The following is a 24,719-nucleotide window of genomic DNA, read 5'->3' on the forward strand; positions in this document are numbered from 1 at the left end:
ATAAAAGAAGATTATATTATAAACTTAGTTTTCAATATAGATTTAATATGTAAAATTTTATTAAAAATAATAATAAAAAAATATGATAATTTTACATAAAATAATACATAAAATAATATGATTATTTTTATAAATATACTAAATATCGTATAAAATATCAAAAAATTATTTATATATTTTATTAAAATAATTAATATAGAAATAATTCAAATTTATATTAAGCATATAAAAAATAGTTTGAAAATTATATTACATATATAAATTAAATTCTAAAACCTTATTAAATCTAATTTTGCTATGTTTGGAAATGAAGTATTTTTATAGTATTGAAATTATTGGCGTAGGCATATGAAAAATACATAAGTGATTGGTATAAGTATATAATTTAAGTTCCGTAAGACTATTAAATTATTTTAAAAATAAAAGCAATCTAAATTGATTATTAGCATATTTAATATGTTTACATGTTATATTAGTATTGAAAACTATAATTTTCAAATTAGTATTTTAAAACCATATCACCACTCTGCGATTTTAATAAAACTAAAGATTTTAGATTGTTTATAACAAATTATTATTAAGTCTTTTTTGGCAACTATTAGTTCAAATGCTATTTTAAGCTTACTTGTTGCGTTTAATAGCATTTTGAATTATGTTTTATAAACTCATATATTTTATTGGACAATAGAAATATATGTATGTTATTTGCTAAAAGCTCAAAATCACTAAGCTTAGCAGTATTATTAAAATCAGCCAAAGCACTCTCTTAGTAATACTTACATTCAATTTATCCTTATCATTAGCACTTAGCTTTGTTACACGACCAAGCACCTTTAAAGAAGTTTGCTTGTCTTTAATTCCATTAAATCCATCAAAAGCTTAATTTTATCTATTTCCAAATCTAAGCCCATTTTAAGCTTCTATTAATGCATAATTGTATAATACAAATGCGTGATATAAGTAGCTCTTATTGAGCGACAAGGGCTTGAAATGTATATTGTAGGCTAATATACAAGGCTTTAATGCTTCGCTAGCAAGGTGACTTAGTCTAGTCCGCCTGTCAATTAATATCATAAAATGACTCAATATAATATTTGCTATTGATATCCTTTGAAGTCAAATATATATAATGTTTAAGCACTTTTTAAATACTCATTTTAAACTAAATATTAAATATGCTTTAAGTTAAGGCAAATGCAAGTGCCGTTGTTTTAAGTGTAGTGTTGTTCTATATATTTTGAATTTGATTTGTATAAAAGGTTTTAGTTTATAAAACAAGAAAATTATTATTCTTGTTTTTTGCTCTGGTATTTTGCTAATTCACTTTTTTGCATTTTTAATATATGTTCATCTGTTACTAGAACATAAAAAATACCTTCAAATACACATACTTCTCTTATATATGCTTTTACTAAAACTTCTCTTTTTTTACTATTATCAAATTTAGCAGTTGCTTCAAAAGATATAATATCCCCTATTTTAGCCGGCGCAAAAAAACTAGTTCTTGAGCCTATAACACAGGTATTTTTTTTGTTAATTGCTACTTGTGCAACATAAGCTCCTGCAGAATATATAAAACCATTATGCGCTAAACCTTCAGAATCTGAAATTAATTCAGATGTTATTTTTAATTGCAGATTTGCTTTATTTTCATCTGTTTCGGTAATGTTGCCACAAATTTCTGTATTTATTGTAGGGCAAGCTTCAACATTGATTTTAATCTCTGTAGAATTTTCTTCTATATCATTTTTTTCTTCAGCCATTTCATACCTTTAATTTTATATATATTCTTTTTGGTGCAGGATAACCTTCTTTTGTAAAATCATCATCTTCTAAAAAATCTTCCAAGCTATATCCATCAATCCAATCTGTTTTCCTTTGCTCTTCTATTGTTGTTTTAGAAGTTGCTAGTATTTCAAATTCTTTAAAATTAGCTTTTTTACACCAATTTTGCAATGCTTTAATACTTGGTATAAAATATACATTAGACATTTTTGCATAACTTGTATCTGGAACTAAAGCAAAAGGTTGTTCGCTATCAAAATAAATAGTATCTAAGAATACAATCCCATTAGTGTTTAGGCTTTGTTTTAATTGTTTTAGCATTTGCACTGGGTCGCTTCTGTGATAAATCACCCCTAAGCAAAAAATTACATCAAATTTATGATTGTAGCTTGGTAAATCAGCTACCCCTAATCTTTCAAATACAATATTTGTTTTAAATAAGGAATTTAAAAAAGTAAATTGCTCATAGCACCTTTGAGAAGGGTCAAATCCGACAATCTTAGTCGGTCTAAATTCTTGCATTCTAAACATATAATAACCATTATTGCACCCAACATCAGCCACTATTTTATTCTCAATACAACTAATATGCTTTTTTAAAATATTATATTTTATATTGCTTTTCCACTCACTATCTATAAAAATATTATTTATTTTAAAAGGCCCTTTTCTCCAAGGTTTAAGGCTTTTTGCTTTAATTAATAAATCTTCTTCATTTAATGTATCATCATAAATTTCAACAATATCATCAAAAATAACTTTCATTATCCCTCATGCCCTAAAATTTTTGCTGTTAAATCTATAAAAACATCATTTAGCATTTCATTTAGCAAAGCATCATTATTAAATATAAATTCTTCAACTTGTGTATAGTCTATATTTTGCTTTTCTAATAATAATTTTAATGCCAAAAATTCTTTACTATGCGTTACTATAGTATTTTGAACTGCACCTCTTGGTGCGTTTTGTAATACGTCTATTAGTTTTTCTTCTGGTGTGGTCTCAAATAATTTATCAAAATCATCCATTTTAATTCTCCAATAACTTATTTAAATAAAAACATATTTTAACTAAATAAATTATCATACAATTGATTTTTATGTTTTGTTTTTTTGTATTGATTTTGCTTTTTTATTTTCTCTAGAGTATTAAATTTGCTAATTAGCTCAAATCTGTCTAATTGAGAAAAACAGCATAAATTTACAAAATTTTCTAATTCTTTTGAATATGTAGAATCAAGATAAACTGGCTCACATTTATTTAGTAATTTTAAATTCTGCTCTATGCTAGATGCGAAAATACCATCTGAAAAATCTTCTTTTTTTAAGGCTAAAGCAAAGCGATTAGCAGCTTTTTCTAAAGCTCTTAAGTATTTTACACGCTTTGCTTTATCGTTCATAATTATTTATTAGCTCTTTCTATATACTCGCCTCTTTGAGTATCTACTCTAATAACTTCCCCTTCTAATACATGGAAAGGTATTTGAACAACTGCACCACTTTCTAAAGTAGCTGGCTTTTTATTAGAGCCTTGTGTGTCACCCTTGAAATTCGGTTGAGTTTCAACTATTTTTAGTTCAACAACTTGCGGAACTTCAACGCCTATTGCTTTTCCGTTATGGAATAATACGCTTACATTCATACCATCAATCATCCATTTTCTACTTTCGCCAACATCTTCTTCTGTTATAGCTACTTGCTCATAAGTCTCATTATCCATAAATTGGCAAAATTCTCCATCATCATATAAATATTGCATTTCTTTTTCTACTAAGTTAGGAGATTCACATTTATCACCTGCGTGGAAAGTTTTTTCTAAAACCTTACCATTTATGAAAGATTTTATTTTTATTCTTACGAAAGCAGGACCTTTACCTGGCTTTACATGTTGATATTCCACTATTTTATAAGGAACTCCTTCTATTTCTATTTTTAAACCTTTTTTTAAATCACCCATTGAATAAGATGCCATTTTGTTAATCCTTTAAAATTAAATTAAATCCAAATTTCTTCAAAATCAGAATTGATATTATAGTTTTTTAAACTATCTATAAGGTAATGTAATAAAGAAATATTGTTAGTATCTATGACTATCTGAGAATATTTTTTATTATTAATTAAAAAATATTTCAAATTTAAATTAGATATAGTTTGTTTTACACAAAATAAAGAATAATTATCGTTTTTATCTATATTTAATTTAAAAAATTTCTTTTTACTTAAATTACCTGTATCTTGTAATTCAAAATGAACATAAAGTTCATTTGATATTGGGTAAGAATCTCCCAATTCATCTTTAGCTAATTTAGCATACCACTCATTATTTGATATTTTATTTTTAATAATTTCAATATTTTCATCAATAATTTTAGAAATCTGCAAATCTTTATAATTTGCAGATTTTATTAATAGCATTAAAACCAATACTAAAATAAAAAAAATTATTCCAAATATAAAATATAACGAGTGTTGTTTCATTACTATTGTAATTGATCTTTAATTATATCACCTATTGTAATTTTATCATCAGAATTAAATTTTTCTAAATCTTCACGAGTTTTAATTAAATTTAATTTTTTTATACTTAAGCGAATTTTACCATTTCTAGTGAAAATTAAAGCTCCTTCAATTTCATCTCCAATATTAGGCTTAACTTCTCCTAAATCTTCATTTTTAATTAAAGCTTCAACTTTATCATTTACTTTAACGAACACTCCAAAGTCTTTAATATCGCTTACAATACCTTTAATAACATCACCTAATCTATGTTCTTTAGCAAATAATGAACTAGGACTTTCTTCTAAATGTTTAACACTTAAAGAAATTTTTTGGTTTTCACTATCAATTTTTCTAATTTTAACTTTTACTTTATCCCCTACTTTATAAACTTTTTTGCAAGTTTCATTTTCAGTCCAAGATATATCATCATTTAATAATAAACCTTCAATATTGTCAATTTTAACAAAAGCTCCAAAATTTGTAATAGTGCTAATCTCGCCTTCAACAATATCTCCTACTTTAAATTTCTCATTAAAGCCATCAAAAGGTTTTGGAAGTAAATTTTTAAGAGATACTCTTAAACGGCGTTTTTCATAATCTATTTCAATTACTTCAACATCAATTTCTTGACCTTCTTTTAAATAATCTCTTGGATTTTTAACATTTTTATCCCAAGAAATTTCACTTATATGTAAAAATCCTTCAATATCATTTCCTAAATCTACAAAAGCTCCATAATTTTCAATATTAGAAACTACTACTTTTAAAATATCTCCAATTTCTAAGCTATCTTTAATTTCATCCCAAGGGTCACTTAAAGCTGCTTTAATTGATAAAGAAATATGTTTCTTCTCTTCATCATATCCTACAATTTTTACTAAAACTTTATCCCCTTCTTTGTATAAAGTACTAGGATTTACAGGACCTTTATAAGATATTTCGCTATAATGAACCAAGCCATCAACTCCACCAATATCAACAAACATTCCATAGCTTGTAAGTTTTCTAACAACACCTTCTTTAAGTTCTGAATCGTTGATTATATTATTAATTAATTCTTTTTTCTTTTTGCGGTCTTCTTCGTTTGCTTTTCTTTTTGACACAACTATACTTTGTGTTTCTTCATCAATTTTTAATATTTTAACTTTAATTTTTTTATTCATTAAAGTATTAATTTCTTTATGAGAGCATTGTGATTTTGGTAAGAAAAATTCTACTTCATTATTATCTACTGCAACAAAACCACCACGATTTTTTCCTATAATTTTTACTTCAAAAGTATCGTTATTGTCTTCATTATAGTTTTTAATAAATTCAACTACTTTTTCTTTACGAAGTGCTTTTTTGTATGATAATAAACGGCGTCCATTATAACTACCTACAACTGTTACTTTAATAACATCATCAACATTAAATAATAGCTTATCATCTTTTGTGATTTCACTAATATTTAAAACACCTTCTGATTTATCTTGTATATCAACAAATACTTCGTCGCCTTCAATTTTAATAATTTTTCCATCAATTACTGAAATATTTTCAGGATTTTTTTCGCTTTCAAACTCATCTAACATTGCCGCGAAATCAATGTTTTCTAAATCTTCTAAATTGTTATGAGCTCCATTTAACTTAGCCATTTTGGTCCTTTTGTAATAAAATTAATCAAATTAAGAAATGATTGTGCCCTATTCTATCACTATTTCACTTATGACTATTTAATATTAAGTAAAATTTTCTATTTTTTTAACAACTTTATCAATAATCCATTCAGGTGTGCTAGCTCCTGCACTAATTCCGCATAGATTTTTATCCTTAAACCAATTAAAATCTAATTCATTTTCATTTTCAATTAAATAACTATCTTTGCAATGCTCTTTTGCTATTAAAAATAATTGCTTTGTATTTGAGCTATTTTTACCGCCAACAATTATCATAACATCACTTTTCATTGCAAGAATTTTAATAGCTTCTTGGTTTTTAAATGTTGCATCGCAAATTGTATTAAAAACTCTTACTTCTTTTACTTTTAACATTAAAAAATTAGCTATTTGCATAAATTTTTCTACTTTTTTTGTAGTTTGACTTACTAAAGCTACTTTATTTTTAAACTTAATATCTATCAGTTCTTTTTCATCTAAAACTACATAATTATTAGTAGTAGCATAACTTCTTACGCTTTTTACTTCTGGATGATTGCTATCACCAAAAATAACAATTTCATACCCTTCGTTGCTCATTTTTTCCACAATTTCTTGTGGCTTTTTAACGAAAGGGCAAGTTGCGTCTATAATTTCTCTACCACTTTCTTTTAATATGTCTAAGTCTTGTTTTGTTATTCCATGCGTTCTTATAATAGCCTTTTTCTCATCATTTAATTCTGTTATATCATTAATAGTCTTTACATTAAAATCGTTCTTTAATCTTGATATTTCATCATTATTGTGAATTAATGGCCCAATGGTGGCTGCATCTTTAGTCTTTTCTGCTTGTTTGATAGCTCTTTTAACTCCAAAACAAAATCCGTAACTTTTAGCTAATTCTATTTTCATATTTTATTGTCTTTCAAATAAAGATAAAATTTCATAAAAATTTGTAAAAGAAGCATCTACACATTCAACATTGTCAATTTCTATTTCATAATCTTTAGCTAGCAAAGAAAAACTCATAGCTATTCTGTGGTCTGCAAAACTTTTTAGTATTACATTATTATTTTTTATACTTTTTCCAACAACCATAAATCCATCTTCAAATTCTTCGTATTCAACACCTAAAATTGAATAATTTTCAAGGACAGCCTTTATTCTATCGCTTTCTTTTACTCTTAATTCTTTTGCATTTTTGACAATAGAATTTCCTTCAGCATATAAAAATGCTATTGATAATGCTGGTATTTCATCAATTAGCCAAGAAATATTTTCACTAACTTCAACTGCCTTTAATTTAGAACTTTTTATAGTAATGGTTCCTATATTTTCATAATCATTTTTCTCTATTTGATATGTAATATTTGCCCCCATTTTTTCAAGAATTTTAAATGCTTCAATTCTAGTTTTATTTAAAAGCATATTTTTTAAAACTAGAGTGGAATTATCACTGATAGCACATAAAACAGCAAAGAAAAATGCAGAAGAAGGGTCATTTGGAACTTCTATTTCATACGATTGTAATTTATCTTGTAATGGTTTTACTTCTATTTTAGAACCATCTGTTTTTATTGGTGCTTTTATCATTTTTAATAAATTTTCTGAATGGTCTCTGCTTAATTCGCTTTCGTATATTTCGCAACCATTACTCAATAATCCAGCTAATATTAATGCAGTTTTTACTTGTGCTGATTTTAGAGTATTTTCAAAAGTAAAATAATCTATTTTCTTTCCCCTAATTGCTAAAGGAGCATAATTTGCCCCTTCTCTACCATCAATTTTAGCCCCTAGTTTATTAAGTATATCGCTTACTCTTTTCATAGGTCTTTTGTTTAAATATTCATCTCCGCTTAAAACAAAAAAACCATCTTGACTAGCTAAAAAACCAATTAAAAGTCTCATTAGTGTCCCAGAATTTCCACAATCTAAAACTACATTAGGAGATTTGATAGCATTAGGCGGTGTTATAAATAATTCATTTTTATCTTCATATATTTTTATTGTAGCACCTAAATTTCTTACAACTTCTAAAGTATGTAGGCAATCTTGTGCGTAAAGATAATTTTTAACCTTACACTCCCCATTAGTTAATAAAGAAAATAAAGCAGCTCTATGAGAGATAGATTTATCTGCAGCTATATTTTCCAAAACTAAATCAAATTGTTTATTTAATGCTTTTATTCTCATCTTAATTTTAATCCTATTTTATCTAATTCACTAATAATTTCATTCATTTCATTATTTATATCATCATTTTTTAATACTTTTTCATCATCAACAAATGAAAAACTTATACTTAAACTTTCATAATTTTTTAAGCTTTCATCTTGATATAAATCTACGATTTTAAAATCTTTTAAATTCTTAATGTTTAATTTATTTATAGTTGATTTTATAACTGAATAATCATAATTTTTAGGCACTAAAATACTTAAATCTCTAGTTGTTCCTTGGAATTTTGAATAAGCTTTTGCTTGTATAAAATCATACTCTAAAGCATTAAAATCAATTTCGCATAAATAAGTAACCGGTAATTCTAATTCATTTTCTAAATGTAAATCTAATCTTCCAACTACCCCTATTTTTTGATTGTTTTTATAAATATCAGCTCTTTCAAATTCGCTAAATAAATGATAATCACTAGATTTTAATTGAAAATCCTTTAATATTGTTTTTAATTCATTTAAGAATGTGAAAAAATCAACATTTTTAGGTTTTGCATGATTTTTTAAATTTGCATTTTCACTTAAGCCAGAGCTAATTAAAGCAAATTTTTTATTTTCTTGTCCGTTTTCATCAAATACACTACCAATTTCAAATAATTTTACTGATTTTCTTGAATTATTAAAATTAAAACTAGCTTGTTTTAAAAGTGTGCTAATGATAGAGCTTCTTAGCGTATTCATTTCATTTGTGATTGGGTTTATAATTTCATTTTTGATATATTTTAAATTTAATTTTTCTAAAAATTCTTTGCTATCAAAAACATAGCCAATACTTTCAAAATATCCACACATTAAAGCTCTATTTCTTAATTCAAGAGATTTTTTATATTTTAAATAAGTGTTGTTTGTTCTGTTTAATTCATAAAAATCAAGTGGTTTAGGCTTAATATTATCAATGCCAATCATTCTTACTATTTCTTCACAAATATCAGCAGAATTATTAATATCATGTCTATAAAATGGAACTTTTAAATATAGATTATCTTCAGCAATACTTAATTCAAACCCTAATCTTTTTAAAATTTTCACAACATCATTTTTTTCGCAAGACTGACCTATCATATTTTCAAGCTCACTAATATTACAATTAATTGATATTTTTTCTTTGCTTGGGGTATTTTGACAAGAACTACCATAAATTTTAATGTTTTTATTAAGTTGTAATAAATTAAATAAATAATCAATTCCTATATTAAGCTCTGGTTCGCTACCCCTAAAACTTCTATAAATATCTGTATTTTTATAATTTTTATGGGTATTTGCGATTATTTTAGGATTTACATAATTTGCAATTATGATTATTTTTTTACTATCTTTATCTATTTTAAATTCTTCATTTTGTGTAATTCCAGCAATTGCTAATTCTTTATCTTTATACTTAATAACAAATTCTTTGTTTTCTTTGGTTTTTACATCTAAACTTATTTGCTCGCATTCATTACATAATTTGCTTAAATCAACTGCATTAAATAATACCCCGCTTGCATGTGTTGTATAAGATAATAAGTTTTCTATAGCATTATCTTTTAATTCTTCAATACTAGCTAATCTTAATTTAACCTTTAAAGTATTTTCAATATTATTTAATAATTCTATTGCTTTTATATTTAAATTACCATCAATTCCATCACTAAAATGAACATTTAAAATTCTTCTAATACCTTCTGCATTATCAATATCTTTAAAAGGTTTCTTTTCTTTTAAATTAATATCTAATGCTGCACTTAAATCTCTTGCTATACCATTAATACTTAAGCAATCCCCACGATTAGGAGTTAGCTCAATTTCAATTAATTCATCATTAAATAAAGGATATTCGCATAATTCTTTACCTAAAGTAAGTTCGCCTATACTACTATCTAAAACCATAATGCCATCATTTATTTTAGCAAATCCAAGTTCAGTTGATGAGCATATCATTCCATTGCTCTCAACCCCACGCAATTTAGCTTTTTTAATAGTAATATCACCAATTTGTGCACCTTCTAAACTAACTGCTACAAATTGCCCTGCTTCAACATTTTTAGCTCCACATACGATTTGTAAAACTTCATTACCAACATCTACTTGGCAAATGCTTAATTTTTCAGCATCAGGGTGCTTTTCTTTACTCATTACTTTTGCAACTACAACTTTTTTAGGAGCTATAATTGTAGTTACTCCATCAACTTCTAAACCTATGCTATTTAAAGTTTTTACTAATTCATCTGTGCTAATATTTTTTAAGTCTATAAATTCATTTAACCAATTCTTACTAATTATCATTTAAATTGCTCCAATAATCTTAAATCTCCTTCAAATAATGACCTTAAATCAGGTATTTTATGAAGTAGCATTGCAAATCGCTCAACTCCTAAACCAAAAGCATATCCGCTAACATTTTTATAGCCAACATTTTTAAATACATTTGGATGAACCATACCACAACCCATAACTTCAATAAAGCCAGTTTGCTTACAAATTCTACAACCACAACCGCCGCAGAATACACAAGATATATCAACTTCTGCACTAGGCTCTGTGAATGGGAAAAAGCTTGGACGAAATCTAACTTTTACATCTCCGAACATATATCTTAAAAATTCTTCTAAAACATATTTTAAATTAGCAAAAGATATTTTATCCCCATCTTCAACCACAAGCATTTCTATTTGATGAAACATAGGAGTGTGTGTAATATCAAAATCTCTTCTAAATACGGCACCAGGTGCAATCATTCTAATAGGTGGATTTTGTTTTTTCATAGTTCTTATTTGCACCGGACTTGTTTGAGTTCTAAGTAGTAATTTATCTATAAAATAAAAAGTATCTTGCATATCTCTAGCAGGATGTGATTTAGGTAAATTTAAAGCTTCAAAATTATGAAAGTCGTCTTCAATCAACGGACCTTCTTCAAGACTAAAATTTTGTCTTAAAAAATAATCAATTATCTTATCCATTGTGCTCATTACAGGATGAAGAGCACCAGAATTTGAACGCTCATCAAAATAAGCAAAATTGAAAGCATCTTTTTTAGCTTTTGCTTTTATAAATTCATCTTTTAAATATTTTTGCTTTTGAATAAATTTATCATTAAATTCATCTCTTAATTTATTTAAAATTTCTGCTTTTTGTTTTTTTTCATCACCTTCTAAGTCTTTTAACTTAGCAAATTCACTTGTTAAATAACCTTTTTTACCAAGAATTTGCACCTTTATTTGCTCTAATTCTTCAAGCGAAGAACAATTATCTAAACTAATTAAAATATCTTCCAAGAGTTAGCCTTTTTATTGATTTTTTACAATTTTAGTGTAAATTACATAAATAAACGATTAAGACTATTAAAAAAAGGAAAGAAAATGAGCGATTTAAATGTTTTTGAAAGAATTGTAATAGGCGAACTCCCATCTAGTAAAGTTTTAGAAAATGATGAATTTTTAGCATTTCACGATATAGATCCAAAAGCTCCTGTTCATATATTAATAATTCCTAAAAAAAGATTTGTAAGTTTTCAAGAAGTTGACGGTGCTACAATGGCAAAAATGACAGATTTTATTCACGAAGTTGCAAAATTATTAGGACTTGATAAAAGCGGATATAAATTACTTACTAATGTAGGTGCTGATGCAGGACAAGAAGTGTTTCATTTACATTTTCATATGCTAGGTGGATTAAAACTATTTATCCCAAAAGTTGAAGAAAATAAAGAAGCATTATTTTAATTTAACTTCCTAGCATTTAGCTAGGAATGTTTTAATATTCTAAATCAGGTTTGATTGTTTTAGAAGTTGAAGCAGGTAAGCTAGGATATGTAATATCAGGCATTTTACCTGTTAGTGATTTTAAGAATGTAATTATTAATTGTGATTCTTCATCATTTATTTCTATTCCTAATTGGATTTTTCCCATTAATTTAACAGCTTCATCTAATTCCCAAATAGCACCATTATGATAATAAGGTGCGGTTAATTCAATGTTTCTTAATGTAGGAGCTTTAATTAAACCATCGCTATCTCCTTTAAAATCACCTATATTTGCATATTTATATTTATTAGCTACTTCAAATGCTTGTAGTGTCCCACCAAGATTAATACCTGTATGACAAGCAGTGCAACCTTTATCTATAAATAGTTTTAATCCTTGTTTTTCTTCTTTACTTAAAGCTTTCTCATTACCATTTAAAAATTCATCAAATCTTGATGGAGTTATTAAGGTTCTTTCAAAAATACCAATACTTGTAGCAATTAAATCAAAATCAATTTTTTTATCTCCATAAGCTTTTTTAAAATCATTAACATATTCAGGAATTGAAGTAATTTTGCTCACAACTTCACTTGGTATAGCTGCCATTTCTACTGATGATTGGATAGGTCCTTTTGCTTGGTCTTGTAAATGACCTGAACGACCATCCCAAAATTGCGAAGAATTAAATACAGAATTATAAACCGTTGGAGAGTTTAGATGATGTGGATTAGGAGACCATTTATGCCCTGTACTTGCTGGAACTCCATCAGTTCCACCTAAACCTAAATTATGACAGGTATTACAAGATATAATTCCACTTTTTGAAATTCTTGGGTCAAAATATAGTTTTTTACCAAGTTCAACTCTTTCTTTAGTGGTAGGATATTCTACATAATCAGGTGCATATTGTTTAATTAATTCTTCTAATTTGGCTTTATCGCTAGGTATAGCAACCAAACCTGCTTCTTTTGCTTCATCAATTAAACTAGCAGCATTTAAACCTACTAATAAACTTAAAGATAACATAATTTTTTTCATTATTTTCTCCTTTTAATTAAAGTAAAAAGATTATAAAGTTTTTTAGATAATAAAAAATATTATTTATATAAAATTTTAAAATTTTGTAATTTATTTTTTGATAAAAAATATTATTTAATTCATCACTATGCTTTGTGTAAAAATTAAAATAAATATCGTAATAATATTGTTTTAAATAGCTAGAAAATAGAATTAGATTGTAAATAAATATAGAAATAGAATAATTTTAGGTCTTAATGAAAAGACCTAAAATATTAAATTAAGATTTTTTTAGTGCTCTAATTTTTGCACTTAAGCTAAATAGTCTTATAAATCCTGCTGCATCAAATTGATTATAAACTTCATCTTCACTAAAAGTTGCAAAATCTTTATCATAAAGACTATTAGGAGAGCTTTTACTCATTGCATTGCAATTGCCTTTATATAATTCTATAATTATTTCTCCATTTAAATCTTTGCTAAATTCATTAATCGCAGCACTAATAGCAGCTCTTGTAGGGCAAAACCACTTACCATCATACACTAAATAGCTCATTTCAAGTCCTAACATAGCTCTTAATTTTAAGCTATCTCTATCAAGAACGATTTGCTCTAACGCTCTTAAAGCAGTATTTATAATTGTTCCGCCAGGTGTTTCATAACATCCCCTTGATTTCATTCCTACAAGCCTATTTTCTACAATATCAATCCTACCAACTCCGTGTTTTGCCCCTATTTCATTAAGCTTATTTAAAGCTTCATAAGGACTTAGACTAATATCATTTACCTTTGTAACCACACCTTTTTCAATGCTTAATTTTACTAATTCAGCTTCATTAGGAGCGATTTTTGGATTTACACTTAGACAAAAACAATCTTCATTATTAAAAGTCGTTGTATCTTCTAAAACCCCGCCTTCAGTTGAAATATGCCAAGCGTTTGCATCTTTGCTATAGATTTTTTCTTTACTCGCTGTTGTTTTAATATTTTTTAATGCTAAAAAATCAAGCAAATCTTCTCTTGATTTCATATTCCAAATTCTCCAAGGAGCTATAACTTCTAACTTAGGTGCTAGTGCGTTTATAGTATATTCAAATCTTACTTGATCATTACCTTTTCCTGTAGCTCCATGTGCGATAGCATCAGCATTAATGCTTATTGCATAATCAACTAAAGCCTTAGCAATTACCGGTCTTGCCATTGAAGTGCCTAGTAAATATGTGCCTTCATATAATGCCCCGCTTAAAATTGTAGGATATATATAGTTTTTAACAAAATCTTCTTTTAAATCAACTACCACACAATCTTTTGCTCCTGAATTAAATGCCTTTTGTTTAACATCTACTAATTCATTTTTATCTTGACCAACATCAGCTACTAAAGCATACACTTCACAATCATAATTTTCTTTAAGCCAAGGAATAATTGCTGAAGTATCAAGACCCCCGCTATAAGCTAAAACAATTTTTTTCATACTTTCTCCTTAATTATCTAAATCGTATTTTTGTAATAATTTTACATAAGTTCCGTTGTCTTTTAGAATTTTTAAGGCATTATTAAAATCATCTTTTAATTTTGTATTACCTTTGGCAAATGCAAAACTCACTCCATCACCTAAAATTGGTGTTTTAGCAAATACGCTAAGTTCAGGATAAGTATTAATATAGCCTTTAGCCACAGCAGCGTCTAATACAAAACCATCTATTTTTTTATTAACCGTTGCTAAAACAAAAACTATTAATTCAGAATTTAAATATGGTTTTACGCCTTTAATTTTACTAACTTCATCAGCTTGTAAAGTGCCTAATTGAGCTCCTAATTTAGCCCCTTTTGATAAATCTTCTAAAGAATTTATATTAGTATTTTCTTTTAATTTAACATAATAATTTACCCCGTTATAATATGAATTAGAAAAATCAACACTTTTTGCTCTTTGTGGGGTTTCGTTCATTCCAGAAGCTATAACATCAATTTTCCCTGCTTTTAAAGCATTGATTAAACCATCAAATTCAATAGCAACAAATTCAACTTTAATATCTAGTATTTTTGCTATTTCTTCCACTAAATCCATATCAAATCCAACAATTTTACCATCTTTCATATATTCAAATGGTGCATAACCTGGAGATGTTCCTACTTTTAAAATATCTTGAGCAAAAATTTGTGCAACTAGTGCAAAACCTAAAAATAACTTTTTCATAATTAATCCTTTTAATAAAAATAAATAACTAAATTGCTTAGAGCAAAAAACTAAAATAACCTAAATAACAATGATAAAACTAACAATAATAAAAATTAACAATGATAAAATCTGGGAAATTAAAAAATAGTAGTAAGCATCAACGAAGTCTTAAAAATAATTTAGCAACACTCTTTTGCATTTTTTCTCCTTTAAAATAATTTAAATAATAATATCAATATTTTTTGTTAATGATAATAAAAAATTATTTTTTTTGTTAATTTCGTTACGATTTGTAACAAAATTAACAAAATTTGTATTAAAAAATATCACATTTCATATTTTTCTAATAATTTTTCATAAATTCCTTGACTTTTTACAATTTCTAAAGCCTTATTAAAATCATCTCTTAATTTAATATTACCTTTAGCAAATGCAAAGCTAGTGCCACTTTTTTCTTGTATATCTTTAAATATTTCAATTTCTTTATAGGTATTTAAGTATCCTCTAGCTACTAATTTATCAACTATAACAGCATCTATTTTGCCATTTACTAATGCTAGGATTAGATTTGAAATTTCAGAATTTAAAAATGGTTTTGCCGAAGGAATTTCATTAAGCATTGCAGCTTGAATTGAACCTAATTGCACTCCTACTACTAAATTATTTAAATCTTTAATATCAGTTCTTGATTTTAATCTTAAAAAACAATTTGAACCAGTATAATAAATATCACTAAACTCAACATTCTTTGCCCTTGCAGGAGTATTGCTAAGTCCTGAAGCTATCACATCAATTTTGCCTAATTTAACAGCACCCATTAAAGCATCAAAATCCATAGGAACAAATTCCACTTTAATATCCAATACTTTAGCTATTTCATTTACTAAATCTATATCAAAGCCAACGATTTTTTCATCTTTTATATATCCAAACGGAGCAAAACCAGGCGACATACCAACTTTAATTAAATCTTGTGCGAAAATTTGCATTACAAATGCTAATAAAATAATTAATTTTTTCATAATTTTTCCTTATTCCATATCATATTTTTTTATTAAATTATCATAAATTCCACTATCTTTTATAATTTTAAGTGCCCTATTAAATTCATCTCTTAACTTTGTATTTCCTTTAGCAAAAGCAAAACTAAGACCATCAGTTTTTTCTTCAGTTTTCTTAAATACAACTAAATTTTTATAATTTCTTAAATATCCTTTGGCTACAGTTTTATCTACTAAAACAGAATCAATTTTGCCACCAACTAATGCTAAAATTAAATTTGAAGTATCAGCATTTAAAAATGGTTTTACATCTTTAAATCTAGCTAATATATCAGCTTGAATTGAGCCTAATTGTGCTCCTATAGTAAGTCCATTAATTTCATTAATATCAGTTCTTGAAGATTGTTTTAAAAAATAATTACTACTTATATAGTAAAAATCACTAAACTCAACGCTCTTAGCTCTTTCTGGTGTATTTCTAAGTCCTGAAGCTATCATATCAATTTTTTTAAGTTTTAAACCACTTATTAAACCATCAAAATCCATAGGAACAAATTCCACTTTAATATCCAATATCTTAGCCATTTCATTTACTAAATCTATATCAAATCCATATGCTTTACCATCTTTCATATATCCAAATGGTGCATATGCTGGGTCAATTCCAACTTTAATCAAATCTTGTGCGAAAATTTGCATTACAAATGCTAATAAAATAATAAATTTTTTCATAATTTTTCCTTTAAAAACAATAAAACAAATTTATTTTCAAGCAAATAAAATAAAGCTATAAAGCTTAAAATGCTAAAAATAAAAAACTAAAAAAATAAACAATAATAAAAATTGGGAAATTAAAAAATAAGAGTAAGGGTCAATGGGCTTTAGTGAATAATACAAAAGAATTTAGATTGTTACAATTTAACATTTTATCTCCTTTAAATTTTTTTGCAAAATATATCATAAAATAGCAAATAATATTAATTATTTATAAAAAAATATTATTTGCTTTTAAATTTTATACTTTTTTGAAGAGTTTTAAGAGTTTTAACGTTAATTTTTTTAATATACTAGATTTTTGCGAAGCTAAATATTCAGCAATTTCAGTTCTTCCAAACATTAAAGCAAATGTGTAAGGAGTCATTCCTAAACCATTGTTTTCATCAATATTTGCTCCGTTTTCTACTAGCAGTTTTACGATATTTAAATAACCTTTAAAGCAAACTCCAGCTAGTGGAGTTTGACCTTTATCATTTTTCATATCAACACTTGCACCATTGCTAATAAGCATTTGAGCGCATTCGTAAGAGCCGTTATAACAAGCCAACATTAAAAGTGTGTTTCCACGATGGTCTTTAAAATCAACATTAAATCCTGCCTTTATCATGTTAAGGAGAGTGTTGTAATCATTATTTCTTGCAAAATCCAACGCCATTTTACATAATTCATCGTATCTTGCTAATTCGGCACTACTTAATTGCATTTTATTTTCCTAAAGCTTTTCTTACGCCATTTGCATATTCAGGGCTAATTTTTTCAAAATGTGCTAGAGCTTTTGCAATGATTTCATCTTTTACACCATCAAAACTTGCTGCTAGATTTTTATATAGTCTTTCTTTTTCATCAGCAGGTAAGATATTAAATAGATTTCTTGGTTGTGTATAAAAATCATTATCAAGCGGAGCATATCTAGCTGCACTATTACCTATTGCCAAATCAGGCTCAAGATATTTAGCATTTTCACTTGCACCACCTAAAGTATTTGGCTCATAATAAGCACCATTAGATAAATTATCACCTATACCAAAATTCATAGCACCTGCAACATTATATGTGCTAACTTCATTTCTAGCTCTATTTACAGGTAATTGATGATAGTTTGCACCAATTCTGTATCTTTGTGCGTCAGGATAGCTAAAAATTCTAGCTTGAAGCATTTTATCAGGACTAAAGCTTATACCTGGAACAATATTGCTTGGGCTAAATGCAGCTTGCTCTACTTCATTAAAGTAATTTTGTGGATTGCGATTTAATATCATTTCTCCAACTTCAATTAACGGAACAATGCTATGAGGCCATACTTTTGTTAAATCAAATGGATTAAATCCAAGTTTTTCAACTTCGTTTTCTGCAAGGATTTGAACTTTTACGCTCCAAACAGGGAAATTTCCTTTTTCAATATTCTCGTATAAATCTCTTTGATGAGATTCTCTATCTTTTGCTATGATTTTTTCTGCTTCTTCATTTGTTAAGCACTTAATTCCTTGTTTGGTTTTAAAGTGAAATTTAACCCAAAATCTTTCATTTTTATCATTAATAAATGAATAAGTATGAGAACCATATCCATTCATATGACGATATGATGCAGGAATTCCTCTATCACTCATAAGAATTGTTACTTGATGTAGTGCTTCAGGAGTTAAAGTCCAAAAATCCCACGCCGCATTATTACTTCTTAAATGAGTTCTTGGGTCTCTTTTTTGAGTATGAATAAAATCAGGGAATTTGTAAGCATCTCTTAAGAAAAATGTAGGAGTATTATTACCTACTAAATCCCAAATACCTTCTTTTGTGTAAAACTTAATCGCAAAACCACGAACATCTCTTTCAGCATCAGCTGCACCTGCTTCACCTGCAACTGTTGAAAAGCGTAAGAAAAGTGGAGTAACTTCACCCTTAGCAAAAACTTTTGCTTTTGTATATTTGCTAATATCTTGTGTTATTCTTAATTCTCCATAAGCTCCACTTCCTTTTGCATGAACTGCACGCTCTGGAATTCTTTCTCTATTTTGATGAGCAAGTTTTTCAATCAATTGATAATCTTGCATTAAAAGCGGTCCCATTGCACCTGCACTAAGTGAGTTTTGATTTGAACCTATTGGGTTACCAAAATCCGTTGTTAATTGTTTCATTATATCTCCTTTTAAAAATGTGAAGTAATAATAAATAAGATAGGATAATAATTGGTAAATAATAAAAATTATTATCTAAAAAATTTTTTAGCTAATAATTTTATTCTATTTTATATGAAATTAGGAGCGTCATTTGAGAATATTATTAAATCCTTTTCTTTAGTTTCATTAGCTAAAGTTTCAATTAATTTTGCTTTATCTTTTAGAATGATTTTTTTAATTTTTAAATTCTCATCATATATTCTAGCATTAGTCTCGCTTGTAATAATTGCTAAATCAAAACATTCATTAATTACTTCGCATAGTTTTTTGTTTAACTCTTCACTTGCTTCAATTATCCCTGGACTAACTAAGACTTTTTTGCCTAAATTATAATCTTTAATTATTCTATAGCTATCACTCATACCATCATAATTACCATTAAACCCATCATCAATTATAAATTTTGGCTCACGAGAGATGATTTGTAATCTATGTTCTGTAGCTTTTAAATTAGCTATTTCTTTGCTAATTTGCTCGTAATTTAAACCTAAAGCCTTAGCTAGGTAAATACAAGCACATAAATTACTAGCATTAAAACTACCTAATAAATTAGCAAAATACTTTTCATCATTGCATGTAAAACTAAGCCCATCTAAACTAGCTTTTATCTCACTTAAAGCACTATCATAGCTAAAGCTCTCACCTACACTACTATGAGTAATTGCTAATTCTAATCTAGTGCTTTTTAGGGCTTCTTTTTTAACTTCTTTAGTATTTTCTATATTTTTAAAATATTCTAAATGGGCTGTGCCAATTTGTCCTATTGTTACATAATGTGGGCGGACTAATTTTGTGATTTCTTCTATATCGCCCTTTTTTCTAGCACCTGCTTCTATTATTAATAAATTTGTATTTGTGTCTAGGTTTTCATTAATATCTTTAATAAGCCCTAAAAGAGTGTTAATACTACCTTTAGCATAATGAATTTTAAAATAGTTTTGAGTAATACTAGCTAGGTAATGTTTGATACTTGTTTTACCATAACTTGCAGTGATTAATACTACTTTACAATCTTTTAAATTGCTTATTTTGTTGTAAGCTTTATCATAAAAACTCTTATTTACAAAATACTCACAAATATACGAAAGTAAAAATGCAAAAATTATAATATCTAAGGTATGTGGGTCAAGTTTGCAATAAAAATGAATTGGGGTAAATACAAAAGCACCTAATAAATTAAATAAAAATAATCTCTTAATCCTAGCTGTAAATACTAAAGGTTTATCAATATTTTTTGCTAAAAAAATTAAAGCTAAAAGATAAATTATAGCCACTCCTAAGGCTAAAAAATGATTAATATCACAAGTAATTACATAGAGTAAAAATGGTGCTATTAGATAATAAAAATGCCAACGCTTTTTAGAAAAATTAAATAAAACTCTTTTAAATTTATAATTATTTAACTGCAATACCAAAGCTAAATAATAAAGCATCAAAAAAGAAAACGCAAAAGAAACTATATAAATCATAAAAATAACCCTTCGTTAAATACATTTAATTCATTAATAAATTTATTTTTATCGCCTTTATATAACATATAAGTATGATTTTTTATTTCGGTGATTTCAAATAAATTTAAATGTTTTTTGATTTCGCTAATGATTAATTCGTTATTTTCAAAAAACACAACCTTAGAGCCTTCGCTCATTTTGACTATTTCATTATTATCATTTAAAAATATAAAATCTAATAATTTAAGATTTGAATAATTGATATTTAGTTCTTTAAATACATTGATTTTCGCAAATTGTTCTGTAAATATTATAGGTATAAAAACATTGTAATAATACTCATCATTTAATATTAAATCTTGATAAAAAAAACTAGAGCGTTTAATAATTTCATAAGAATACTTTACATTTTCATAGCTTAAGCTTAATTTATCTAAATATTCCTTGCTTGAGCAAAAGATTAAGTTATTTTTTAAAATATTTTCAAAATCATAAAATAAGTCATTTTTTAAAGTAGTAATATTTAGCCTATTTAAACATTCTATGCTTAATTCATCTAATAAAACCACCCTTTTATCAATTGAATAAAAGGCAAGCAATCTTGTTAAAGCAAATTCAAAATCATTTATTTTTAAAAATGCTACTTCTTTATCACTAATTGATAAATCCTTAGTGCTAATTATTGCATAAGCACCTTTTTTAATAGCTTCATTTGCCAATGCTTGTTTATCAGTAAAAAACGCACTAGCATTAGTAACGCTATTTAAATTAAGGCAAAAATCTTTAAGCCTAGAAACACTAGGCTTATTAATAATTTTTGCATTAATTAATTCTGAAAAATTAGTTATTTCCAATTTTTATCCAATCACAGCACCATTTTCACATTTAGTAAGCGGTGTTAATAAAACTAAGCTTTCATCTGAATTTTTAGCACTTAAAATCATACCTTCACTTAAATGCTTAAATACTTTTCTACTCTCTAAATTAGCAAGTAAAATAATTTGTTTGCCAACTAAATCTTTAGCATTATAATATTTAGCAATTCCGCTTAAAACTTGTCTTTTTTCAGTTCCTAAATCAAGTTGGAATTTTAATAATTTCTCACTACCTTCTACATTTTCACATTCTAAGACGGTTGCTACTTGCATTTTGATTTTTGCAAAATCATCAATTTTGATTTTTGGCTCTTTTAATTCTTTTTTTACTTCTTCTTTGCTTTCAATTTTAAGCTCAACTCTTGAGAATAAATGTTCGCATTCGTTTAAATTAAATTCTTTTTGTAAATTAAACATATCGTTATATGTTTTAGTATCAATATTTACTCCTAAAGCATTAGCTATTTTTGTACTAGCTTTTGGCATAACAGGACTTAATAAAATACTAGCATTTTTTAAAATGTTAAAAATTACTGCTAATAAGCTTTGAGTTTGTTTGCTTTCGTTGTTTTTCATCATAGTCCAAGGCTCATATTTTGAAACCATCGCATTTGCTATACTTAAAGCTTTCATAATTTCGCTTATATATTCATTCATTCTAAGCTCATTTATAGCATTTATACTTGCTTTAAAATATTCATTTGCTTTATTTAATTCTTCGCTAAATCCTGATTCAAATTCCACTTTTAAATCAAAATATTTTTTAGCCATTGATATGCTTCTGCTTAATAAATTACCTAATTCATTTACTAATTCAGCATTTATTTTATTAACCATTGCTAGTTTGCTAAAATCTCCATCATTTCCAAAAGGCATTTGAGATAATAAAAAATATCTTAAAGGCTCATTGCCAAATTCATTTTTAACATCAATAGGATTTATTACATTTCCTACACTTTTACTCATTTTTTCGCCTTCAACCGTCCACCAGCCGTGCGCTCCTATCATTTTAGGCAACTCTAAATCAAGGCTCATTAAAAAACAAGGCCAATAAATTGCGTGGAATTTTAAAATATCTTTACCAACTAATTGAATATTTGCAGGCCAAAAAGACATTTTTTCATCATTATCTAAATACCCTAAAGCACTCAAATAATTACTCAAGGCATCAAGCCATACATAAACTATATGCTTACTATCATTTAATTCGTCAGGTATTTTTATACCCCAAGAAAAGCTAGTTCTAGTTACCGATAAATCCCTTAAGCCTTGTTTTACGAATGCTATTACTTCGTTTTTTTTGCTAGCTGGCATAATGCAAGTAGGATTATCTTCATACCATTTTAATAATCTATCTTGGTATTTGCTTAATCTAAAAAAATAGCTTTCTTCTTTTAAAATTCTAGTAGGCTTTTTGCAATCAGGACATTTATCATTATCAAGTAATTGAGTTTTTGTATGAAAAGTCTCGCAAGATACACAATAATGACCTTCGTATTCATCTTTATAAATATCGCCTTTTTCATACATTTTTAAAAAAATCTTACGAACACAATTTTTATGATTTTCATCAGTTGTTCTAATAAAATAATCATTACTAATTTCAAGTTCAGCCCACAAATCTTTAAAACTTTTGCTAACTTTATCAGCATAAGCTTTTGGACTTTCGTTGTTTTTGATAGCGCTTTCTTCTATTTTTTGACCATGCTCATCAGTGCCTGTTAAAAAGAAAGTCTCATCTCCTTTAAGTCTAGCAAATCTAGCAAGCGTATCAGCAATTATAGTAGTATATGCGTGACCTATATGAGCTTTGTCATTTACATAATAAATTGGAGTTGTAATATATGTTTTCATCTAAATCCTTAAAAATTAAAATCTTGTGAAGCACCTTGCGACATATTTTCATAAGTAGCCTTTACAAAAGCATTTCTTATATCGCACTCACAGAGCTTTTCACAATCTATACAAGATAATTTATTTTGCGTTTTTTGTTGGCAATCTTGCAAATTCTTTTTAGCAATTTGCAAATTACTCTCATAAATATTCATCTAAATATGCCTTTTCACTGATTGAACCAAGATAACAAGGTGTGCTTGCGTGAATTGTGCTAAATTTTAAATTAAGCAAACTCTCATATCCTTTAGAGCCTTTTATCCCATCACTTGAAAATCCACCAGCTTTTTCGTAAATATAAGCGAAAGGAAATACTTCAAATAAAGCCCTAAGTTTTCCTAATTTACCATCATTTAATGTAGCTTCGCTTGTATTTGGATATGAAAACAATCCCCCACCTTTTATTAAAATCTGATGTAAATCACTAACCATAGCACCGCTATATCTTAAGCGATATCCATCACTAAATATTTTATCAATCATTGCTTTATGAGCTTTACTCCAATCTTTTTGAGTGCCGCCTGTTGCGTTTAATTTACCTTTTTCATTTAGTTTTAAATCTTTTAAGAATTTAAATTCTTTTCCATCGTATTCATATAATTTTGGCTCATTTATACAAACTACTAATTGAGTTCTAGGGCCATAGATTGAATAAATAGCTGCTTTTAAACTATTAGGCTCTGCAGTATTTTCATAGATAGCAAATATACTTCCTACTGCAAAATTAACATCAAATAAAGAAGAGCCATCAAGTGGGTCATACGCAACTATATATTTTGCATCATCGTATAAAAATTGCGGATTTTCTTTTTCTTCACTGATAATTGCTTTAATTGAGCCAATTTTACTAAGCTCGTTTGTAATTATCATATCGCTTAATACATCTTGTTTTAATTGTAAATCCCCACTAGCATTGCTTAATTCTGTATAGCCATATTCAGGGTTATCAAAGCTTTGCTTAATCTTTAAAACGCTTTGTTTTATAGCTTCTATTATTTCTTGCATTAAATCTCCTTAGCATTATTCAAAACAAATTCACTAATACTAGCAATATCATCTAAATTAAATTGCTTTAAACCATAATCTTTATTAGAATAACTAGCTAATGCTAAAGAATATTCTAAATAACTCTCATCAACTTCTTTGCAAAACACACACAATCTTGGTAAAGGCAAACTTTTAAGTCCTTCAACTAAAACAATATCAGCACTAAATTGCTTAATTATTTGCTCTATTTCTAAGCTTTCGTGATAAAAAATAGTGGTTTTTACAGGACTTAAAACTGCAACTTCAGCACCCGTTTGATAGAATTTAAAACTATCTTTACCATTCGTATCAAATACTGCTTTATCTTTTGGGTCGTGCTTAATTATTGCTACCTTTAAGCCAAGCTTTTGTAAATGCTCTGAAATTTTACAAATTAGTGTAGTTTTGCCCGAATTTGATGGGCCAGTAAATGCGAATGCTTTTTTCAT

At 26.9% G+C, this 24,719-nt stretch carries 26 protein-coding genes; 1 reads left to right on the plus strand and 25 read right to left on the minus strand.

What is annotated here, in order from left to right; all coding sequences use genetic code 11:
* Positions 1-518: 518 nt before the first annotated feature.
* From AVBRAN_RS11030 to pheS, 12 genes are all read right to left on the minus strand, one after another.
* Positions 519-644 carry a hypothetical protein gene (locus tag AVBRAN_RS11030; protein WP_275591996.1) on the minus strand — a complete coding sequence of 42 codons (126 nt, stop codon included), beginning with the start codon at positions 642-644 and terminating at the stop codon, positions 519-521.
* A gap of 642 nt (positions 645-1,286) precedes the next feature.
* On the minus strand, positions 1,287-1,763 hold the full coding sequence (locus AVBRAN_RS04710) for a hypothetical protein (RefSeq protein ID WP_214117512.1): 477 nt from the start codon (positions 1,761-1,763) through the stop codon (positions 1,287-1,289).
* Position 1,764: 1 nt separating this feature from the next.
* Positions 1,765-2,550: a tRNA 5-methoxyuridine(34)/uridine 5-oxyacetic acid(34) synthase CmoB gene (gene cmoB / locus AVBRAN_RS04715; protein WP_239803684.1), complete on the minus strand. Its 786-nt coding sequence runs from the start codon at positions 2,548-2,550 to the stop codon at positions 1,765-1,767.
* Positions 2,550-2,813, minus strand: a complete 264-nt coding sequence (locus AVBRAN_RS04720) for a DUF2018 family protein (RefSeq protein WP_214117514.1) — start codon at positions 2,811-2,813, stop codon at positions 2,550-2,552. The genes cmoB and AVBRAN_RS04720 overlap by 1 nt, the downstream gene beginning before the upstream one ends.
* Positions 2,814-2,851: 38 nt before the next feature.
* Positions 2,852-3,184 (minus strand): hypothetical protein, encoded by a 333-nt coding sequence (locus tag AVBRAN_RS04725; RefSeq protein WP_214117515.1) that lies wholly within the window; start codon positions 3,182-3,184, stop codon positions 2,852-2,854.
* 2 nt (positions 3,185-3,186) lie between these two features.
* A complete protein-coding gene (efp, locus tag AVBRAN_RS04730) occupies positions 3,187-3,756 on the minus strand; it encodes an elongation factor P (protein ID WP_214117516.1) in 570 nt (189 codons plus the stop codon).
* A 23-nt stretch (positions 3,757-3,779) separates the two neighbouring features.
* Positions 3,780-4,262, minus strand: a complete 483-nt coding sequence (locus AVBRAN_RS04735) for a hypothetical protein (RefSeq protein WP_214117517.1) — start codon at positions 4,260-4,262, stop codon at positions 3,780-3,782.
* 2 nt (positions 4,263-4,264) lie between these two features.
* The gene (locus AVBRAN_RS04740) at positions 4,265-5,920 is read right to left on the minus strand and encodes a 30S ribosomal protein S1 (RefSeq protein ID WP_239803685.1); all 1,656 of its coding nucleotides are present in this window, start codon (positions 5,918-5,920) and stop codon (positions 4,265-4,267) included.
* A gap of 84 nt (positions 5,921-6,004) precedes the next feature.
* Positions 6,005-6,832, minus strand: coding sequence for a 4-hydroxy-3-methylbut-2-enyl diphosphate reductase (locus AVBRAN_RS04745; RefSeq protein WP_214117519.1), 828 nt, complete (start codon positions 6,830-6,832; stop codon positions 6,005-6,007).
* 3 nt (positions 6,833-6,835) lie between these two features.
* Positions 6,836-8,113 carry a 3-phosphoshikimate 1-carboxyvinyltransferase gene (gene aroA / locus AVBRAN_RS04750; protein WP_239803686.1) on the minus strand — a complete coding sequence of 426 codons (1,278 nt, stop codon included), beginning with the start codon at positions 8,111-8,113 and terminating at the stop codon, positions 6,836-6,838.
* Positions 8,110-10,416 carry a phenylalanine--tRNA ligase subunit beta gene (gene pheT / locus AVBRAN_RS04755; protein ID WP_239803687.1) on the minus strand — a complete coding sequence of 769 codons (2,307 nt, stop codon included), beginning with the start codon at positions 10,414-10,416 and terminating at the stop codon, positions 8,110-8,112. The genes aroA and pheT overlap by 4 nt, the downstream gene beginning before the upstream one ends.
* On the minus strand, positions 10,413-11,405 hold the full coding sequence (pheS, locus tag AVBRAN_RS04760) for a phenylalanine--tRNA ligase subunit alpha (protein WP_214117522.1): 993 nt from the start codon (positions 11,403-11,405) through the stop codon (positions 10,413-10,415). Before pheS ends, pheT begins: the two co-directional genes overlap by 4 nt.
* An 84-nt stretch (positions 11,406-11,489) precedes the next feature.
* Between pheS and AVBRAN_RS04765 the strand changes: the two genes are divergently transcribed.
* Positions 11,490-11,852, plus strand: coding sequence for a histidine triad nucleotide-binding protein (locus tag AVBRAN_RS04765; RefSeq protein WP_214117523.1), 363 nt, complete (start codon positions 11,490-11,492; stop codon positions 11,850-11,852).
* Positions 11,853-11,883: 31 nt separating this feature from the next.
* Here the strand turns inward: AVBRAN_RS04765 and AVBRAN_RS04770 are convergent, their stop codons facing one another.
* From AVBRAN_RS04770 to mobB, 13 genes are all read right to left on the minus strand, one after another.
* Positions 11,884-12,912 (minus strand): cytochrome-c peroxidase, encoded by a 1,029-nt coding sequence (locus AVBRAN_RS04770; RefSeq protein ID WP_214117524.1) that lies wholly within the window; start codon positions 12,910-12,912, stop codon positions 11,884-11,886.
* 259 nt (positions 12,913-13,171) lie between these two features.
* Positions 13,172-14,365: an argininosuccinate synthase gene (locus AVBRAN_RS04775; protein WP_214150519.1), complete on the minus strand. Its 1,194-nt coding sequence runs from the start codon at positions 14,363-14,365 to the stop codon at positions 13,172-13,174.
* Positions 14,366-14,374: 9 nt separating this feature from the next.
* Positions 14,375-15,091, minus strand: coding sequence for a transporter substrate-binding domain-containing protein (locus AVBRAN_RS04780; RefSeq protein ID WP_214117526.1), 717 nt, complete (start codon positions 15,089-15,091; stop codon positions 14,375-14,377).
* A 308-nt stretch (positions 15,092-15,399) separates the two neighbouring features.
* Positions 15,400-16,095, minus strand: coding sequence for a transporter substrate-binding domain-containing protein (locus AVBRAN_RS04785; protein ID WP_214117527.1), 696 nt, complete (start codon positions 16,093-16,095; stop codon positions 15,400-15,402).
* A 9-nt stretch (positions 16,096-16,104) separates the two neighbouring features.
* Positions 16,105-16,806: an ABC transporter substrate-binding protein gene (locus tag AVBRAN_RS04790; protein WP_239803688.1), complete on the minus strand. Its 702-nt coding sequence runs from the start codon at positions 16,804-16,806 to the stop codon at positions 16,105-16,107.
* 283 nt (positions 16,807-17,089) lie between these two features.
* Complete coding sequence (locus AVBRAN_RS04795; protein WP_214120329.1) at positions 17,090-17,554, minus strand: ankyrin repeat domain-containing protein; 465 nt, start codon at positions 17,552-17,554, stop codon at positions 17,090-17,092.
* Position 17,555: 1 nt separating this feature from the next.
* A complete protein-coding gene (locus AVBRAN_RS04800; protein WP_239803689.1) occupies positions 17,556-18,983 on the minus strand; it encodes a catalase in 1,428 nt (475 codons plus the stop codon).
* Between the two features lie 110 nt (positions 18,984-19,093).
* Complete coding sequence (gene murF / locus AVBRAN_RS04805; protein ID WP_239803690.1) at positions 19,094-20,494, minus strand: UDP-N-acetylmuramoyl-tripeptide--D-alanyl-D-alanine ligase; 1,401 nt, start codon at positions 20,492-20,494, stop codon at positions 19,094-19,096.
* Positions 20,491-21,330 (minus strand): hypothetical protein, encoded by an 840-nt coding sequence (locus tag AVBRAN_RS04810; RefSeq protein ID WP_214150272.1) that lies wholly within the window; start codon positions 21,328-21,330, stop codon positions 20,491-20,493. Before AVBRAN_RS04810 ends, murF begins: the two co-directional genes overlap by 4 nt.
* A gap of 3 nt (positions 21,331-21,333) precedes the next feature.
* Entirely contained in the window at positions 21,334-23,205 is a 1,872-nt protein-coding gene (gene metG, locus AVBRAN_RS04815) for a methionine--tRNA ligase (RefSeq protein ID WP_239803691.1), read from the minus strand.
* Positions 23,206-23,213: 8 nt separating this feature from the next.
* Positions 23,214-23,399 (minus strand): hypothetical protein, encoded by a 186-nt coding sequence (locus AVBRAN_RS04820; RefSeq protein ID WP_214117534.1) that lies wholly within the window; start codon positions 23,397-23,399, stop codon positions 23,214-23,216.
* Positions 23,386-24,249 carry a class 1 fructose-bisphosphatase gene (locus AVBRAN_RS04825; protein WP_214117535.1) on the minus strand — a complete coding sequence of 288 codons (864 nt, stop codon included), beginning with the start codon at positions 24,247-24,249 and terminating at the stop codon, positions 23,386-23,388. Before AVBRAN_RS04825 ends, AVBRAN_RS04820 begins: the two co-directional genes overlap by 14 nt.
* Entirely contained in the window at positions 24,249-24,719 is a 471-nt protein-coding gene (mobB, locus tag AVBRAN_RS04830; protein ID WP_214117536.1) for a molybdopterin-guanine dinucleotide biosynthesis protein B, read from the minus strand. The genes AVBRAN_RS04825 and mobB overlap by 1 nt, the downstream gene beginning before the upstream one ends.

The sequence above is a fragment of the Campylobacter sp. RM12651 genome, assembly GCF_022369475.1.
GTDB lineage: Bacteria > Campylobacterota > Campylobacteria > Campylobacterales > Campylobacteraceae > Campylobacter_E.

Bases quoted from the DNA above. Each gene is read 5' to 3' on its own strand.
- AVBRAN_RS04710 (WP_214117512.1), bottom strand. From the start codon at position 1,763: ATGGCTGAAGAAAAAAATGATATAGAAGAAAATTCTACAGAGATTAAA.
- AVBRAN_RS04785 (WP_214117527.1), bottom strand. From the start codon at position 16,095: ATGAAAAAATTAATTATTTTATTAGCATTTGTAATGCAAATTTTCGCA.
- mobB (WP_214117536.1), bottom strand. From the start codon at position 24,719: ATGAAAAAAGCATTCGCATTTACTGGCCCATCAAATTCGGGCAAAACT.
- AVBRAN_RS04765 (WP_214117523.1), top strand. From the start codon at position 11,490: ATGAGCGATTTAAATGTTTTTGAAAGAATTGTAATAGGCGAACTCCCA.
- AVBRAN_RS04800 (WP_239803689.1), bottom strand. From the start codon at position 18,983: ATGAAACAATTAACAACGGATTTTGGTAACCCAATAGGTTCAAATCAA.
- murF (WP_239803690.1), bottom strand. From the start codon at position 20,494: ATGATTTATATAGTTTCTTTTGCGTTTTCTTTTTTGATGCTTTATTAT.
- AVBRAN_RS04720 (WP_214117514.1), bottom strand. From the start codon at position 2,813: ATGGATGATTTTGATAAATTATTTGAGACCACACCAGAAGAAAAACTA.
- AVBRAN_RS04790 (WP_239803688.1), bottom strand. From the start codon at position 16,806: ATGAAAAAATTTATTATTTTATTAGCATTTGTAATGCAAATTTTCGCA.
- AVBRAN_RS11030 (WP_275591996.1), bottom strand. From the start codon at position 644: ATGCTATTAAACGCAACAAGTAAGCTTAAAATAGCATTTGAACTAATA.
- AVBRAN_RS04795 (WP_214120329.1), bottom strand. From the start codon at position 17,554: ATGCAATTAAGTAGTGCCGAATTAGCAAGATACGATGAATTATGTAAA.
- AVBRAN_RS04725 (WP_214117515.1), bottom strand. From the start codon at position 3,184: ATGAACGATAAAGCAAAGCGTGTAAAATACTTAAGAGCTTTAGAAAAA.
- AVBRAN_RS04740 (WP_239803685.1), bottom strand. From the start codon at position 5,920: ATGGCTAAGTTAAATGGAGCTCATAACAATTTAGAAGATTTAGAAAAC.
- pheT (WP_239803687.1), bottom strand. From the start codon at position 10,416: ATGATAATTAGTAAGAATTGGTTAAATGAATTTATAGACTTAAAAAAT.
- AVBRAN_RS04820 (WP_214117534.1), bottom strand. From the start codon at position 23,399: ATGAATATTTATGAGAGTAATTTGCAAATTGCTAAAAAGAATTTGCAA.
- AVBRAN_RS04780 (WP_214117526.1), bottom strand. From the start codon at position 15,091: ATGAAAAAGTTATTTTTAGGTTTTGCACTAGTTGCACAAATTTTTGCT.
- AVBRAN_RS04825 (WP_214117535.1), bottom strand. From the start codon at position 24,249: ATGCAAGAAATAATAGAAGCTATAAAACAAAGCGTTTTAAAGATTAAG.
- metG (WP_239803691.1), bottom strand. From the start codon at position 23,205: ATGAAAACATATATTACAACTCCAATTTATTATGTAAATGACAAAGCT.
- cmoB (WP_239803684.1), bottom strand. From the start codon at position 2,550: ATGAAAGTTATTTTTGATGATATTGTTGAAATTTATGATGATACATTA.
- AVBRAN_RS04775 (WP_214150519.1), bottom strand. From the start codon at position 14,365: ATGAAAAAAATTGTTTTAGCTTATAGCGGGGGTCTTGATACTTCAGCA.
- AVBRAN_RS04745 (WP_214117519.1), bottom strand. From the start codon at position 6,832: ATGAAAATAGAATTAGCTAAAAGTTACGGATTTTGTTTTGGAGTTAAA.
- aroA (WP_239803686.1), bottom strand. From the start codon at position 8,113: ATGAGAATAAAAGCATTAAATAAACAATTTGATTTAGTTTTGGAAAAT.
- AVBRAN_RS04770 (WP_214117524.1), bottom strand. From the start codon at position 12,912: ATGAAAAAAATTATGTTATCTTTAAGTTTATTAGTAGGTTTAAATGCT.
- efp (WP_214117516.1), bottom strand. From the start codon at position 3,756: ATGGCATCTTATTCAATGGGTGATTTAAAAAAAGGTTTAAAAATAGAA.
- AVBRAN_RS04735 (WP_214117517.1), bottom strand. From the start codon at position 4,262: ATGAAACAACACTCGTTATATTTTATATTTGGAATAATTTTTTTTATT.